Source organism: Frischella sp. Ac48 (assembly GCF_019641635.1).
In the GTDB taxonomy this organism is placed as follows: domain Bacteria; phylum Pseudomonadota; class Gammaproteobacteria; order Enterobacterales; family Orbaceae; genus Frischella; species Frischella japonica.
On record NZ_JAETXP010000009.1, the window covers coordinates 351920 to 369098 of the forward strand.

Below are 17179 nucleotides of genomic sequence, written 5' to 3' on the forward strand. Positions count from 1 at the left end.
AGATGCCTCCAATGGGCATCTTTTTTATTTGCAACATAAATATCGGTGATTAAATATAACATTAACATATTTTACTTTGTTAAGCATTGTTTCATTAAATGGTAGTTATTTTTGAAAATCTGGCTTGAGGATGATGTGACAATTAAGCGTATTTTTAAAATTAGATATAGCGAACCATTATCTTTAATTGATTATTGCGCTAAGACTTGGCTATTTAATCATTGTTAATAATATTAGATTGTATAATTTAATTTGGTTGTCATCTTTTTTCTTGATTTTACGCAATTTTTAGGAAAAAAATAATCGTTTCAAAGTTTTTTTAAACATATCTTTACATAAATAATTTCTAGATTTTAAATTGTTATTTTATAATTTTAAACATTAATAATATTATCTTTTATTAAAAAAATAAAAAATAGTCAGTAATAATAAAAAAAACAATCATATAACATTAACAAGTATTCAAGGAAAGATAAAAATATGATACAATATGGTCTTAAATCGGGCATCGGGCATCGGGCATCGGGCATCGGGCATCGGGCATCGGGCATCGGGCATCGGGCATCGGGCATCGGGCATCGGGCATCGGGCATCGGGCATCGGGCATCGGGCATCGGGCATCGGGCATCGGGCATCGGGCATCGGGCATCGGGCATCGGGCATCGCTTAGTTAAAAAACTATCATTTTTTGATAAAACAGCATGTTGGTTTAAACTTTTAGTATTATCTGTTTTATGGATGGCGAGTTATTATAGTCATGGTATTTTGTCAAATACATCCCAAAGATCCATTATGGGTAATGCTCCAGAAATTATCGTCCTTCCTTCTTTACTCAATTCATTTGGCTTTACTATCAATAATGAATTTTATAGTCAAAGTAACAATAATATTGCACAAGATATTGTTAAACTCGTTGATGGTAACTTAACTTTCAATGATTTTAAGCAACAAGATATACATGCATTATTGGCGAATTTTGATATCGCACAAAATTATTATGATCAAGAAGGCGATCCTGTAGATGTATCCGAACCATTTACTATTCAATCTGTTGAACATATCTGGTATGACAATAAAGATCAACAGATTCCTGAAAGTGATTTTGGTAAAATTATTGGTTGTGGTAGTGGGTATTCCATGCCATTAAAACTAAATATTAAAGTAACGGTTTCAACACGATCGCAGTTTGGTTCCCCTAGACAGAGTGAACCAGTAACGCTGAGTAAATCTTACCAAATTGCTCCAATATCAGAATTATGTTATGCGAAACCTAATTCAATGATTGTGAAACCTGATAAACAATGGGGTGGTGTTGATAAAACCACTGATACTTATTTTTGGAATCAAGCAAAGTATGCTATGCGTGATTCGTTAACTGGGGGAGGTTATACTCAGGACTTTGTTCCCAATTATGGATTTAAAGCTGAGCCAGTTTTATCTGATAAAAAATTTCCAACTACTGGATTTCCGGGAGCAAAATTTCAATTAGTGATGACTGGAGCCCAAACTGACTATCGTTTTGAGCTTTTAAATAATCAAGGACAAGCTGTAACGATTGATCAAAATGGTATGGTCCAATTAAATGCTAAGCCTAGTGGTGCAATAAAGGTACGAGCAACATTGTTAAGAGATGATTCAATAATGCATGATTATGTATTTAATCCCACTAATCCTTGGATTGAACCACAAGATTTCAGGAGTAATTTTGACGATACTCTAGGGAAATGTGGTGGATTGCAATATATGTTAACTATGGAGGAATTAACTAATTCACCACGATATGAGGTAAAGGCAAACGTACAAGATTCAGGAGATACTGTACTAATATTATCTAATACTTATACACGGGAAATAGGCAATTCTGTTCTTGGGGAATGGGGATGGACGACAAAAACAACTTACCCCGATTCACAATGGCAAGATTATTCTATGCCTTTTAAAAGTCGATATTGGACAACGAAAATCAATGCTTATTTGATGACTGGGTACGTGGTACATAATCACGATGGTTTTGTTGGCGCCTTTTTATTATATGATGATAGATTGGGATATGCTGTTTGTAAAAAATAGTGCATTTTGTCTTTATAGCCAATAGTTAAATATTAAAAGTCGTGTAGTCAGTTATCTGCACGACTTTGATTATAATTAATTCTATTAATCTCTAAAATTATTAAATTGAAAAGGCTGGCCAAGATCTGCGCCCTTTATTAATGCAATAACGCTTTGTAAGTCATCACGCGCTTTACCAGTAACGCGCACTTGCTCGCCCTGAATTTGCGCTTGCACCTTGAGTTTACTATCTTTAATTAATTTCACGATTTTTTTGGCAAGTTCTTTATCAATCCCTTGTTTAAGTTTAACGTTAGTAGAATAAGTTTTTCCACTATGCTCTAACTCTTCGGATATATCTAATGCACCGCCATCAATGCCACGTTTAGCGAGTTTATCTCGAAGAATATCAAGTAGTTGCTGTACCTGAAAATCCGATTCACTCGATACTTTGATGGTTTCATTTTTTTCATTTAATTCAAAAGAAGCAGGAATATTCCGAAAATCCCAACGGGTGCTTAGTTCACGGGTGGCATTTTCAACACCATTACGAACCTCAGGCATATCAATTTCTGAAACAATATCAAATGAAGGCATGATTTACTCCCATAATAAACGTCGCTACTAGAGCGACGAAAAAACTGATTAATTTACTCTAAAATAGAATTATATGTGAATTAATCGATAGTACGAAGTAATTCATTAATACCGACTTTACCAAGTGTTTTGGCATCGACCTTTTTAACAATTACAGCGCAATATAAACTGTAAGAACCATCTTTAGAAGGTAAATTTCCAGATACAACGACTGAACCAGCCGGTACACGGCCATAGTGTATTTCACCCGTAGTGCGATCATAAATTCGGGTACTTTGACCAATGAATACACCCATGGAAATCACGCTGCCTTCTTCTACGATCACCCCTTCTACGATTTCACTACGTGCGCCAATAAAGCAATTATCTTCAATTATAGTCGGATTTGCTTGTAATGGTTCTAATACACCGCCAATACCAACCCCTCCAGATAAATGAACATTTTTACCAATTTGAGCACAAGATCCTACCGTCACCCAAGTATCGACCATTGTTCCTTCGTCAACATAAGCACCAATATTGACATAAGATGGCATTAATACTGTATTGCGGGCAATATAAGCGCCTTTACGAGCAATGGCAGATGGAACCACCCGGAATCCTTCTTCTTTAAAACGTGCTTCATCATAATCAGCAAATTTTAGTGGCACTTTGTCATAGTAGTTGGTTTCACAACCATCAATTAATTGATTTTCGTTAATACGAAACGATAATAATACTGCTTTTTTTAACCATTGATGGGTTACCCAAACACCATTGATTTTTTCAGCTACACGCATTTTACCGCTATCTAAAAGTTTGATAGCTTGATTAATGGCATCGCGAGTTGCAGCATCAACGTTATTAGGGGTAATTTCTGCACGACGTTCAAAAGCCGCTTCAATGATTGTTTGTAATTGTTGCATGATTGTTTTGTCCTTATTAGATCGGATTTGTTAACCCATACGGATTAAAATTAGCCCAACAGTATAATATAAATTTACATAGATTTTAATGGTAGCGATAGTTTTCTTATAATCGTGAAAGTTTAATAATATTTAGTTATTTTGGATTGTTCTTCATCAAACATAGTTTAGCGTAATCAAATGATCTTTATGTTACAGTGAAAGCATGTCATTTATACGCGTTAAACAGTTTTGCAGCGATATTCCGATAAAGTGATCTTATATAACTTATCTTGTATTCTCTGGTTATTCACCCTACAATAGCAAAATCGAGTAAAAGTGTAATAAACTTAGGGCATCAGGGCTGTTATGAGCAATATCATTAATCAATTACATACTATTGGGGACTATATACGTTGGGCGACATCTGAATTTAACTGTTCCGATATATATTATGGGCATGGTACCGACAATGCTATTGATGAAGCTAAACTGCTTGTGCTGTCAGTGTTGCATTTACCATTAACTATCCCTGCTGAGTTTTATACAGCTAATCTGACTAATGAAGAAAAACAACAAGTTATCAAATATGTGTTAGCAAGAACCCAAGAACATATTCCAACCCCTTATTTAACCAATAAAACCTGGTTTTGTGGTCATGAATTTTATGTTGATGATCGTGTGCTTATTCCACGCTCACCAATTGGTGAATTAATCACTCAACATTTAGCCGGCATTATTGAGTTTGAACCAAGGAATATTTTAGATCTTTGCACGGGTAGTGGTTGTATTGGTATTGCGTGTGCTTATGAATACCCAGAGGCTGAAATTGATGTTGCGGATATTTCTGGTGAGGCATTAGAAGTGGCTCAAATTAATATCGAAGGTCATCATTTACAACATCGGGTTTTTCCTATTTTATCCGATCTGTTTGATGATTTACCCGAAGTTGAGTACGATGTTATCATTTCTAATCCGCCTTATGTTGATCAAGAAGATATGGATGACTTACCGAAAGAGTTCACAGTTGAACCTGAATTGGCATTAGCAGCAGGTGCTGACGGCTTAGATATTGTGGTGCGTATTTTGAAACAGGCCGCTGATCATTTATCTAAATATGGCGTTTTAATCTGTGAAGTTGGCAACAGTAGTGTGGCATTACAACAACGTTTTCCTCAAGTTCCTTTTAAGTGGTTGCAATTTAAGTATGGTGGTGATGGTGTTTTTATGCTAACGAAAAAACAGCTCATGGAATATAATAATTTATTCTAATTATATTTTTCAGTATAAAATTATTTACCGATAAAAGGTTAATTATGGCAGGAAACTCAATAGGCAAACTCTTTAAAGTCACAACATTTGGTGAGTCGCACGGATTAGCATTAGGTTGCATTGTTGATGGAGTACCACCAGGATTAGATTTGGCGGAGTCGGATCTGCAACACGATTTAGATCGGCGTAAACCCGGCACTTCACGTTATACCACCCAACGCCGAGAAGCGGATCAGGTGAAGATTTTATCGGGTGTATTCGAAGGTAAAACGACTGGTACCAGTATCGGTCTATTAATCGAAAACACTGATCAACGTTCACAAGATTATAGCCGTATTAAAGATATATTTCGTCCCAGCCATGCCGATTATACCTATCAACAAAAATATGGCGTGCGTGATTATCGTGGTGGGGGGCGTGCATCGGCCCGTGAAACGGCAATGCGAGTAGCTGCTGGTGCTATAGCCAAAAAATATCTATTTGAAAAATGTGGGATTACGATTCGTGGTTATTTAGCCCAAATGGGCGACATACAATGCGAATTTAAAGATTGGCAACAAGTATCACAAAATCCGTTTTTCTGTGCTGATGAAGAGAAGTTATTACAGCTAGATGAATTATTACGAGAATTGAAAAAAACCGGCGATTCTATTGGTGCTAAGGTGACAATCGTGGCGGAAAATGTTCCTGTTGGTTTAGGGGAGCCCGTGTTTGATCGGTTAGATGCCGATTTAGCACATGCCTTAATGAGCATTAATGCCGTTAAAGGTGTGGAAATTGGTGATGGATTTGCCGCTGTTACTCGGCGAGGAAGTCAAAATCGCGATGAAATAACTTCGGCGGGATTCCTATCTAATCATGCCGGCGGTATTTTAGGTGGAATTAGTTCTGGTCAAATAATCTGTGCAAATATTGCTTTAAAAGCAACACCGAGTATTGAAATTGTAGGCAAATCAATTGATAAATATGGCAAAGACGTTGATGTGTCAACTCATGGGCGTCATGATCCGTGTGTTGGGATTCGATCAGTGCCGATTGCTGAAGCAATGATGGCGATTACACTTATGGATCATTATTTGCGGCATAGAGCGCAGTGTAATGATGTTGATGCTATTAATTACTTTAAATAAGAAAAATTTATGCCGCTATATGAATTTGAATCCTATTTTATTTGTTTTTTAAGTCTGTTTTTAGTGATTAGCATTTTAATTGATCGGTTTTTATTTAATGGAAAATTAGCTGAGCTATCTTATTACGCAATGGGATTTCTAATCGGTATTTTGACTGTTATTGGTATTGCTATTTATATTTATTTAAGGCTCAAACTTGTACATTAAATGATGGAGAGAGGTAATGGAAATAAGCTACGAATTACTCACCCTTTTATTTGCCGTGGCTTTAGTTGCCGGATTCATTGATTCAATTGCTGGTGGTGGAGGACTACTTACAGTTCCAGCTTTACTCGCAGTGGGGATTCCTCCAGCAAATGCGTTAGCGACGAATAAATTACAAAGTTGTGGTGGCTCTTTTTCCGCAAGTCTTTATTTTGTTCGTCGACGTATGGTTGATTTACACGATATAAAATTATCCATAGCACTCGCTTTTATTGGTTCGCTATTTGGCAGTTTCTTAATTCTTAATATTAATGCTGAATATTTACGTATTTTATTACCAATTTTAACCATAAGTGTTGGTCTCTATTTTCTGTTTTGTCCGAAGATTGGAGAACAAGATCGTAAACGAAGATTATCAGAATTACAATTTGCTATTTTAGCCGCAATGGTGATTGGTTTTTATGATGGCTTTTTTGGACCTGGTGCTGGATCATTTTATGCTTTAGCGTATGTGACTTTAGCCGGATTCAATCTTACTAAAGCAACCGCGCATACTAAAGTTCTTAATTTTACCTCTAATTTAGCAGGATTGGTTTTTTTTATTTTTAGTGGTAAAGTCTTTTGGATTATTGGGTTAATAATGTTGATTGGACAGTTTATTGGTGCGAGATTAGGCGCTAAAATGGTCATCTCTAAAGGTAAAAAATTAATTCGTCCCATGCTGATTATTGTTTCTAGTGTGATGAGTATTAAATTAATTTGGGAAAACTTTTTTTGATGATTGTTATCTGTTTCTATTTAGTTGAATAAAAAATATTTTTACTTTTCAATTAAATAATTTTGTTTGTGATAATACTATTTATTTTATTGAGAATAGTGAAAATTCATTTCATATATATTATAAATAAATATTTATAATTCATTAGGTTATGTCACATTTCTTTCATATTGAAATCTGCATATAATTGATATATTTTTCTCACAATTACTGATATAGTAAGCAAATTTAAGTGAACATTTTTGTTTAAAACTTTTTAGTTTCAGCGTTGATAAAGAAGAGATACATGTCAATCAAAGATATTGAAATTCGTGGTGCCAGAACGCACAATCTTAAAAATATAAATGTAACCATTCCCCGAGATAAATTAGTCGTTATTACTGGATTATCTGGTTCAGGTAAATCATCCTTAGCATTTGATACCTTATATGCTGAAGGTCAACGTCGTTATGTTGAGTCATTATCTGCTTATGCAAGGCAATTTTTATCCTTAATGGAAAAACCAGATGTTGATCACATTGAAGGTTTATCGCCAGCGATTTCAATTGAACAGAAATCAACTTCACACAATCCTCGTTCTACGGTTGGCACAATAACGGAAATTTATGATTATTTGCGTTTATTATATGCGCGCATTGGTGAACCACGTTGCCCAATTCATCATTTACCACTTGCGGCCCAAACTGTATCGCAAATGGTTGATAGCATTATGGCTCTGCCACCATCTGAAAATCGCTATATGCTTTTGGCTCCAGTGATTACTGAACGAAAGGGTGAATTTGTTAAATTATTTGAACAACTTGCCGCAAGTGGCTACACCCGTGTTCGTGTTGATGGTGATATTTATGATCTGTCTGAACCACCGCAATTAGAATTGCAAAAGAAACATACTATTGAAGTCGTGGTCGATCGTTTCCGAATTCGCGATGATCTTAAATTACGGTTAGCTGAATCGATCGAAACCACATTAGCCATTACCAATGGTATAGTAAAAGTTGCTAACATAGATGATTCAAGCAGCCAGGAACTTATTTTATCTGCAAATTTTGCCTGTCCAATTTGTGGTTACAGTTTACCTGAACTAGAACCTCGCTTATTCTCATTTAATAATCCAGCAGGGGCTTGTCCTGAGTGTGATGGTTTAGGTGTTCAACAGTTTTTTGATCCCAAACGGATTGTACAAATGCCTGAAGTATCCTTAGCAGCTGGAGCAATAAAGGGTTGGGATCGCCGTAATTTTTATTATTTTCAAATGCTTAAATCGCTAGCCGAGCATTATCATTTTGATATCGATTTACCATTCAATGAGATTCCCGAACAGATTCAAGATATTATTATGAATGGCTCAAATGGAGAAGCAATTCAATTTGTCTATACTAATGATCGGGGGGATTCGGTTATCCGTAAGCACCCTTTTGAAGGGATTTTAAATAATTTAAGCCGCCGTTACAAAGAGACTGATTCACAAACAATACGTGAAGAGCTGGCAAAATATATCAGTCACCGCTCATGCGCTAGTTGTCATGGTTCACGTTTACGAACAGAGGCACGTAATGTCTTTATCAATGATACTAATTTACCGACTATCACTGAATTGAGTATTCAAAATGCTAAAGGTTTTTTTGATTCGTTAACGTTAACGGGTCAAAAGGCGCAAATTGCTGATAAAATTCTTAAAGAAATCAATGAACGATTACAATTTTTAATTAATGTTGGTCTCAATTATTTAAATTTATCACGTTCTGCAGAAACACTATCAGGCGGAGAAGCACAACGGATCCGGCTTGCCAGTCAAATTGGTGCCGGATTGGTAGGTGTAATGTATGTTTTAGATGAACCCTCAATTGGTCTTCATCAACGTGATAATTCTAAATTAATTGATACCTTAACCCATTTACGTGATTTAGGTAATACAGTAATTGTTGTTGAGCATGATGAAGAAGCTATGTTAGCGGCTGACTATCTCATTGATATTGGTCCGGGAGCTGGCGTTCATGGTGGTGAAATTGTAGCGCAAGGTACGCCTGCACAAGTGATGGCAAATTCAAACTCGATCACAGGGCAATATTTAGTCGGTAAACAAAAAATTGCTGTACCAGCAAAGCGAACCAAAATCGATAAAAAGAAAATATTATCTTTGATTGGAGCAACTGGAAATAATTTAAAAAATGTTACCTTAAATATTCCAGTGGGTCTATTTACCTGTATTACTGGTGTATCGGGTTCGGGTAAATCAACATTAATTAATGATACGCTTTATCCTTTAGCCCAGAATGAGTTAAATCGAGCAGAAAAAAGCGATATTGCTCCTTATAAAGCTATTAATGGACTTGAGTATTTTGATAAAGTTATTGCAATTGATCAAAGTCCGATTGGTCGTACTCCGCGTTCTAATCCAGCAACTTACACCGGTTTTTTTACTGCGATTCGTGAGCTTTACGCGGGTGTACCTGAATCACGAGCTCGTGGTTATAATCCTGGGCGTTTTAGTTTTAATGTTAAAGGTGGGCGCTGTGAAGCTTGTCAGGGTGATGGTTTAATTAAAGTTGAAATGCATTTCTTACCAGATATCTATGTAGCTTGTGATCAGTGTCACGGTAAACGTTACAATCGTGAAACATTAGAAATCAAATATAAAGGTAAATCGATCAATGAAATACTTGATATGACCGTTGAGGAAGGTCGAGAATTTTTTGATGCTGTGCCTATGATCGCTCGTAAATTGCAAACCTTAGTGGATGTCGGTTTAGCCTATATTACCATTGGTCAATCAGCTACCACTTTATCAGGTGGTGAAGCGCAACGCGTCAAACTTTCTAAAGAGCTCTCTAAGCGCGATACAGGCAAAACGCTATATATCCTTGATGAACCTACGACGGGATTACATTTTGCGGATGTAAAACAATTACTTAATCAATTGCATCTACTCAGAGATCGCGGTAATACTATTGTGGTTATCGAACATAATTTAGATGTAATTAAAACTGCCGATTGGATTGTCGATCTTGGTCCAGAAGGTGGAAGTGGTGGGGGTGAGATTGTTGCTGAAGGAACACCAGAAGACGTTGCAAAATGTAAAAACTCTTATACGGGCATTTATTTAAAACCGATATTAGCAAAATAGTAAAGTTAACCTAAAGTTAATGAGTTTTTTAACTTAAATACAATAAATGTAATAACGGAAGAGGAAAAATTATTGCTATTAATTACGGTAATGATAATTGTTGCCTATTTATGTGGTTCTTTATCAGGGGCATTTATTGTCAGCGAGCTAATGCATTTGCGAAATCCTCGTGATTATGGTTCACATAATCCAGGGGCGACCAATATGTTACGTGTCAATGGCAAGTTACCTGCACTGTTCGTGCTAATCTTTGATATGTTAAAAGGATTATTACCGGTTTATATTGCTTATCGGTTAACGATACCATCATTTTATTTAGGAATTATTGCTATTGTTGCTTGTTTAGGGCATATTTTTCCGTGTTTTTATCATTTTCGTGGTGGTAAAGGTGTTGCAACCGCATTAGGCTCAATGATGATGATTGGTTTTGATTTTACCGGGCTATTTATTGCAACTTGGATTACAACTGTTCTTATTACCGGTTATGCATCAGTGGCGGCAATTATCAGTTTTTTACTTGCTCCGCTTTATGTCTGGTTCATTCGTCCCGAATTCACAATGCCTGTAGCCATGTTATCTTGTTTAGTGTTGATTAAACATCATAGTAATATGGTGCGACTCTCAAAGGGGTTAGAACCTAAAGTTGTTTTTCCTATGAAGAAATAGGGTATTGTAGTAAATGATAATTATGTATAACTAATGTCTAATTTGCTCTTAGTTGAGCGAAATACATTGAAGGCTGACCAGTCTTTAATCAGGGCATTAATAAATATTAATGTTGTACTTCTACTATTCATGTCCGCCCCTATAGTTTAAGAAACACGTTTCTTAACTTGCAAACTCACTGCTATTGTTAATAATTGTGTACCGATGCTTTCATGATAAATCCGCTATGCATTTCCATTTTCAAGCAACGGCACAATATACGGTTGAGGGTGCTCAGACAACCTGAAGGTTTGTAAACAAAATTCCTGGCTACCGTTTTCTGTTGTTCAGGCGGAGATTGAGAAGTACCTAGTGATGTTTCAAATTATCAATCTGTTAATTAAATAATGCTGTTTAGCTTTCCTGCGTAATGATAATTGAGTGAAGCGATTATCATAGAATATTCGGCAGGGATGCCGAATAAGCTGTGGGTGTATAGCGGATCAACCAAACGCGTGGTAAGTCTTATTGTGAACAAAAGAAGTCACGTTGTGGTGGAGCGCTAGTGGTTTGGGGTGTGAGACTCGCTTACGCCCCTTAATTCGGCCATGAGTAACATGTTTAATATCACACTGCTGCTGTAAATACCTGAAACAATCATGATGGTAAAAAAGAAAATTACTCATTAATCCTTGCGTTAGCAAGTCGGTTTTATTGGTTAACGTTAGCCCAATCCTTAAAATTTAACGATGATACTCGCTTTTATATTGCGGCCCATTCCATAAGTATTTTCACCTAAATAAAGTCGATAATCTTTATTAAATAAATTATCTACAGCAAACTGAATTTCTGCCCTTGGCGTATAAGTAGGTTGCCAAGTAGCAAATAAATTATGTAAGGTATAACCAGACGAAGGTCCTAATGCGTAAGCGCCTAAATCGCTAATACCATCATGATTGCGATCTTCTTTACCCGTTCGATCTTGTTTACGAACAAATTGAGCATTCCATCCTGCTTTTATATTCCAAGAGGGTATTTTAAAACCGGTAGTTAATGTTGCTGTGCGTGGTGCAATGGTTGCCACATAAGTCTTATTATTTATCCATGGTGCTTGTGGTGCGGTATCACGTTCACCTTTTTGAATCGAATAAGTCGCGCTAGCAAACCAATATCGACTATCATAATATGTTTCAAACTCTAATCCTTTAATTATCTTTTTACCGGGAATATTATGGTAATTAGATTGACCTAGTGGACATTGTCGACCTGGACCACAAATGGTTCCATTAAAACCACGGGTAATAAAGATTTCATTGCTGACACGTTGTTTAAATAGCGTTGTTCTAATTTGTAATTTATCATCGTATGAAAATATATTATTAAAATCTAACATGTTACCTATTCTAAATGATAAATCACGTTCTTTATCTAAATGTCGACTTGTGGCACTAATTTTACCTGAACCACCGTTACTTGGTGTAAATTGTACCTCATAACTTTCATCAACAGTTGGTGCGCGCCAGGCATAACTAATATCGCCGAAAAAGCCAAGATTATTGGTTGCTTGCCAGTAACTACCAAAACGCGGTGTCCAACCAGAATAGCTAACGGGTGAATAGTCATGACCAAAGCGAGGATCAGGATCATTGTAAGCTTGAGCGTAATTTTTTTTACCATGATTACGTACATAATCATAACGCAAACTTGGTGTTAACACTAAATTAGCAATCGACAGTTGATCTTCGATATAAAAACTATAAGTTTGTTGTGTACCTGATGGCATGTAAGCAGGTTGGAAATAACCGTTATTATAATTAGGATTGTTTTTGTATCGTTCATAGTACATTAATGTGTCACGATCATGTAAATGGATTTGCGTTCCAATTAATAATTTGTGGTCTAAAATACCGGTATCAAAAGTACTGATATTTTCCAACTCAAATGTTTTATCAGTGTAACTGACCCAACTCTCATTTCCCATAGTACCTAATGATGCAACTGGATTGTATTTTTTAGGGCGAGTATCATGCTGTTTCGTTTTTGAATATGTGGTATGAAAAGTTAAATCAATAAATGGATTATATGTAGGTTGATAATTCCATTTGAATTGTGCTGAACTATCGGTTTGATCACGTTTTACTAACTTTCTTAACCAGGCACCTTTATAGCCGTATCTTTGGATTTGTTGAGCGGTAGGTGGTGTCATTTTTTCAACAAATTTTGCAGCCCATGGTTGCCATGAATCGCGTTTTGATCTTAATCCCGATATGGTGAAGGTATGTTCTTCATTTGGTCGAAAATTCAATTTTCCCATATAGCTATCCATATCATCTTCTGAAAACATAAATCGACTTCCATCGGGACGTTTAAAATTACCACTATTACGCTTGGTATAATAAATGAGCCCATCCAAGAGATCATCTTCTGTTCTACCATAAATCGCACCGGTGACTAAGTTTTGATGATTATTAGAATGAAAGCTGTGTTTAATCATTCCACCTAATAATCGATTAGGTCCAAGTAAATCAATAGCATCTTTAGTTTCCATTCTAATGACCCCACCAAATCCACCATTCCCAAACTTGACGTCATGAGGACCTTTATTCACTTCAACTTGTTTGAGTAACTCAGGTTCAACAAAAATTGACCCTTGTTGATATTTTTGAAAGCCTTTATGTGCACCATCAACAATAATTTTGACATCTTCGACTTTACTAAATCCCCAGATATTGATCGATTGTCCTCCAGGTCTAACCGATCCGGCTGTGCTAACCCCAGGCAAAGTATTTAATAATTCAGCGACGTTATCAGCCTGTTTTTGTTCGATTAAACCTAAAGACAGCGTTGAGCGTCCTGCTATTATGCTATTCATCTTTTTTAATTGCTCGGCTGATGTTGTATCGGCAATAACCGTCATTACATCTTCAACTTCTTTATTACTTTTAGTTTGTTTTGATCTTGAGCCATTATTAGTATGTGACGATTGTTCTTCTTCTGTATTTTGTTGCTCATTCTCCATGACGGTCGATTGCTGTGCATGGCTCGTAAAACCAAGGAAAAGCAGTAAGATACCTGTCTTTTTAAAATGCATATTTATTCCTTTCATTATGATTAAAATAGTAGCCAACTTGTAAATCACAAGTTAATGATAATCATTATCAATTAATAAGGTTTGGCAGTATATGTTGTCTAATTATTAATAGAAAGAAAAAAATGAAATTTTTTTGTTTTTTTTAACGAAATGATGAAGAAATTACCAAGAGGATACCTAATCCTCTTTGATTGATTAACTTGATTATTCATTAAACTTACTCGTTTTAATACAAATAGCTGGTAATTTTAATTTGCAATAGATCGCTAATAACCGAATCGTTAAAGTAGTGACTATGCCGAATAAAGTAGCGGTTTCTATTGATAAATTCAAATAGCAATAAGAAACCGCATGAATAGTGCCACCGATTAAGCAAGCCGTGGCATAGATATCAGTACGAAATACCATAGGTATATCACGTGCCAGTACATCACGTAAGATACCACCGCCAACACCAGTTAGTACTCCCATACAGATCATAACAAGCTGATTTACTTGCGAAGCAACCGCTTTATTTACGCCAATCCCAACAAATACCGCTAAACCGATAGCGTCTAATACTGGCATCAACCACTTGGGATATTTATCATAGCAAGAATAGCGTATAAATAGCATAGACACTAATGAGGTAATGATCGCAACCCATAGATCGGTTGAATCGGTGATCCAAAAAATGGGACCATTATTTAAAATGATATCGCGAATTGTGCCACCACCTATCGCCGTTATCACTCCTAAAACTAAAGCACCAATTGGATCCATCTCTTTTTTCGCAGCTAACAGCACACCAGAAATTGCAAAGACAATTGTACCTAAAATATCACACCAAAAAATATAATTCATATTATCAAACAATCATTATTTTTCGGCTAGATGTTGTAACATTGTTTCAACAATCAAAGAGGATTGTTTAGCAGCGAGAGGTAAAAATTCTTCAAAGTTTACCGCTGAGGCTTTATCACCATTATCAGAAATGGCTCTTACCACAATGAAAGGAATCGAAAATAACCAACACACATGCGCAATGGCAGCGGCTTCCATTTCAACGGCGATAGTTTCAGGGAATAGATTTTTGATTGTTGCTATTGCTTGCTCACCATTAATAAAACTGTCGCCACTGGCAATCATTCCTTCAACAGCATTTACACCTTGTGCTTCAATCGCTTGTTTAGCGATATGACGTAAGTTATCATCAGTAGTAAAGGTAATGGGGCAACCAGCCATTTGTCCGGGCTTGTAGCCAAATGGGGTTAAGTTAACATCATGATAAGCTGCTTGGGTAGAAACCACAACATCACCAATTTTAAGACGTCGATCAGTACCACCTGCTGAGCCTGTATTAATCACAGCATCGACTTCGTAACGATCTAATAATAAAGTGGTTGCCGTAGCAGCAGCAACTTTACCGATACCACTTTGTAATAATACTATATCACAGCCTTGAATTTGACCGGTTAAGAATTCAAAACCCTGAATATTTTCGATTTGGCAGTCGATAATTTTGGTTTTCAAAATAGCGACTTCTTCTGCCATTGCAGCAATAATTGCAATTTTCATATTAACCTTTTTCGTAATGAGAAAATATTATTAAATAATTGGTTATGTTATGATAAGCAGTTAATTACAAATTTACAATATGAAAGCTGATTGATACGCTTAATTAAATGAAGGAATATTCAATCATGAAATCCATTTTTATAACCGGTTGCTCCAGTGGCATAGGTTTTTTAGCCGCTAATGCATTAAAAGCCAGAGGTTACCGCGTTATTACATCTTGCCGTAAACCGCACGATGTTGAACGCTTGGTGGCTTTAGGATTTGAATCGGTTTTGCTAGATTTAGATGATCCTCAGTCGGTCACACAAGCCGCCCAACAAGTATTAGCCTTAACGGATAATAATCTGTATGCGTTATTCAATAATGCAGGTTATGGTGTTTATGGTAAATTATCAGCAATCAGTCGACAACAGTTGGAACAACAATTTTCAACTAATTTTTTTGCGGTACACCAATTAACACAATTACTTTTACCGGCCATTGAGGCACATGGAGGTGGGCGTATTATTCAAACTAGCTCAATTGTTGGCTTTATTGCTACTCCTAGGCGAGGCGCCTACAGTGCTAGTAAATATGCCTTAGAAGCTTGGTCAGATGTAATGCGTTTAGAATTGGCCTCAAATAATGTGAAAGTGTGTTTAATTGAGCCGGGCCCGTTAACGACTGATTTTAAAGCTAATGTTCAACAAGTAGAACATAATCATACTGTGAATAATCCGCCAATTGCAAAACGATTCACTTTATCACCAGAAGCAATCTTACCTAAACTTTATCATGCTCTGGAAAGCCGATCGCCTAAAGTTCGTTATCGGGTCACAATGGTAACAAAATTAGCTGCCATTGCTAAACGTGTACTACCTGATAAACTAATGGATAAAATCTTAGTGACGAAATAGTGTTTAATTATTGATGGAAAAAACGATGCAAACCTCATTCATTTTCGAAGTTAACGAGCAAAATATTCAACAAATTTTGCAACAATCAACTGAACTACCAGTAATGTTTTATTTTTGGTCTGAGCGTAGTAATCAGTGTCAAGAACTAACAGCTACGCTTGAACGTATTGCAAAAGAATATCAAGGTCGCTTTATTTTGGCAAAACTAAACTGCGATCAAGAGCAAATGCTGGCAGCGCAATTCGGATTGCGTGCAATCCCAACCGTCTATTTGTTTCAAGATGGACAACCGGTGGACGGATTTCAGGGGCCGCAACCTGAGGCTACAATTAAAACTCTATTAGACAAGGTGTTACCAAATGAAGATGAATTGAAACTGATTGAAGCTAAGCAATTAATTGAAGCACAAAATTACGCGGATGCTTTACCATTACTGAAAAAAGCTTGGCAAAATCTGACTGATCATTTAGGTAAATCACGCAGTGATATTGCTTTTTTATTAGCTAAAGCACAAATAGAGTTAAAACAACTTGATGACGCCAAAGCAACTTTAATAACGATCCCATTACAAGACCAAGATTCAACCTATCATGGTTTGATTGCGGAAATTGAATTACTGGAACAAGCTGCTAATTCACCAGAAATTCAGCAATTACAAGCGGCCTTACAACAAGATCCTAATAATATCGAACTTTTGACGCAATTAGCCACTCAATTTATGCAAGTTGGTCGACAAGAGGAAGCGTTAGAATTAGTATTTAAGCCATTAAGTAACGATCTTAATGCGGGCGATGGTCAACTTAAAAAAACCTTACTGGATATGCTCGCTGCACTTGGTACGAGTAATCCACTTGCGGCCAGTTATCGTCGCAAATTATATACTTTACTATATTAATTTATTAGTTAATCATTAAATTTATATTTTAACAGGGCGCATTAACTATCGCCCTGT

General features: G+C 36.3%; 13 protein-coding genes. 8 read left to right on the forward strand and 5 right to left on the reverse strand.

Annotation, left to right across the window (positions count from 1 at the left end; all coding sequences use genetic code 11):
• The first annotated feature begins 480 nt into the window (after nucleotides 1–480).
• Complete coding sequence (locus JMI89_RS06390) at nucleotides 481–2070, forward strand: hypothetical protein (protein ID WP_220679599.1); 1590 nt, start codon at nucleotides 481–483, stop codon at nucleotides 2068–2070.
• A gap of 84 nt (nucleotides 2071–2154) precedes the next feature.
• Here JMI89_RS06390 and JMI89_RS06395 read toward each other — a convergent pair whose 3' ends face one another.
• Both JMI89_RS06395 and dapD read right to left on the reverse strand, forming a co-directional pair.
• A complete protein-coding gene (locus tag JMI89_RS06395) occupies nucleotides 2155–2646 on the reverse strand; it encodes a YajQ family cyclic di-GMP-binding protein (protein ID WP_220679600.1) in 492 nt (163 codons plus the stop codon).
• Between the two features lie 80 nt (nucleotides 2647–2726).
• Nucleotides 2727–3551, reverse strand: coding sequence for a 2,3,4,5-tetrahydropyridine-2,6-dicarboxylate N-succinyltransferase (dapD, locus tag JMI89_RS06400; protein ID WP_220679601.1), 825 nt, complete (start codon nucleotides 3549–3551; stop codon nucleotides 2727–2729).
• Between the two features lie 348 nt (nucleotides 3552–3899).
• On the opposite strand from dapD, the gene prmB reads away from it, so the two are divergent.
• The 5 genes from prmB (at nucleotide 3900) to plsY (ending at nucleotide 10704) form a co-directional block, all read left to right on the forward strand.
• Entirely contained in the window at nucleotides 3900–4802 is a 903-nt protein-coding gene (gene prmB / locus JMI89_RS06405; RefSeq protein WP_220679602.1) for a 50S ribosomal protein L3 N(5)-glutamine methyltransferase, read from the forward strand.
• A gap of 44 nt (nucleotides 4803–4846) precedes the next feature.
• Nucleotides 4847–5932 (forward strand): chorismate synthase, encoded by a 1086-nt coding sequence (aroC, locus tag JMI89_RS06410; protein WP_220679603.1) that lies wholly within the window; start codon nucleotides 4847–4849, stop codon nucleotides 5930–5932.
• Nucleotides 5933–6155: 223 nt separating this feature from the next.
• The gene (locus JMI89_RS06415; protein WP_220679604.1) at nucleotides 6156–6914 is read left to right on the forward strand and encodes a TSUP family transporter; all 759 of its coding nucleotides are present in this window, start codon (nucleotides 6156–6158) and stop codon (nucleotides 6912–6914) included.
• A gap of 292 nt (nucleotides 6915–7206) precedes the next feature.
• Entirely contained in the window at nucleotides 7207–10038 is a 2832-nt protein-coding gene (gene uvrA / locus JMI89_RS06420; protein ID WP_370633728.1) for an excinuclease ABC subunit UvrA, read from the forward strand.
• A 72-nt stretch (nucleotides 10039–10110) separates the two neighbouring features.
• The gene (gene plsY / locus JMI89_RS06425; RefSeq protein ID WP_220679606.1) at nucleotides 10111–10704 is read left to right on the forward strand and encodes a glycerol-3-phosphate 1-O-acyltransferase PlsY; all 594 of its coding nucleotides are present in this window, start codon (nucleotides 10111–10113) and stop codon (nucleotides 10702–10704) included.
• Between the two features lie 715 nt (nucleotides 10705–11419).
• On the opposite strand, the gene JMI89_RS06430 is transcribed toward plsY, so the two are convergent.
• The 3 genes from JMI89_RS06430 to mtnN form a co-directional block, all read right to left on the reverse strand.
• On the reverse strand, nucleotides 11420–13774 hold the full coding sequence (locus tag JMI89_RS06430; protein ID WP_220679607.1) for a TonB-dependent hemoglobin/transferrin/lactoferrin family receptor: 2355 nt from the start codon (nucleotides 13772–13774) through the stop codon (nucleotides 11420–11422).
• 204 nt (nucleotides 13775–13978) lie between these two features.
• Nucleotides 13979–14617 (reverse strand): TRIC cation channel family protein, encoded by a 639-nt coding sequence (locus JMI89_RS06435; protein WP_187754710.1) that lies wholly within the window; start codon nucleotides 14615–14617, stop codon nucleotides 13979–13981.
• Nucleotides 14618–14632: 15 nt separating this feature from the next.
• On the reverse strand, nucleotides 14633–15331 hold the full coding sequence (mtnN, locus tag JMI89_RS06440) for a 5'-methylthioadenosine/S-adenosylhomocysteine nucleosidase (RefSeq protein WP_187754711.1): 699 nt from the start codon (nucleotides 15329–15331) through the stop codon (nucleotides 14633–14635).
• A gap of 122 nt (nucleotides 15332–15453) precedes the next feature.
• Here mtnN and JMI89_RS06445 point away from each other — a divergent pair, with 122 nt between their 5' ends.
• On the forward strand, nucleotides 15454–16227 hold the full coding sequence (locus JMI89_RS06445) for an SDR family oxidoreductase (RefSeq protein ID WP_220679790.1): 774 nt from the start codon (nucleotides 15454–15456) through the stop codon (nucleotides 16225–16227).
• Nucleotides 16228–16252: 25 nt separating this feature from the next.
• Entirely contained in the window at nucleotides 16253–17122 is an 870-nt protein-coding gene (locus tag JMI89_RS06450; protein WP_187754712.1) for a co-chaperone YbbN, read from the forward strand.
• Nucleotides 17123–17179: the final 57 nt, after the last annotated feature.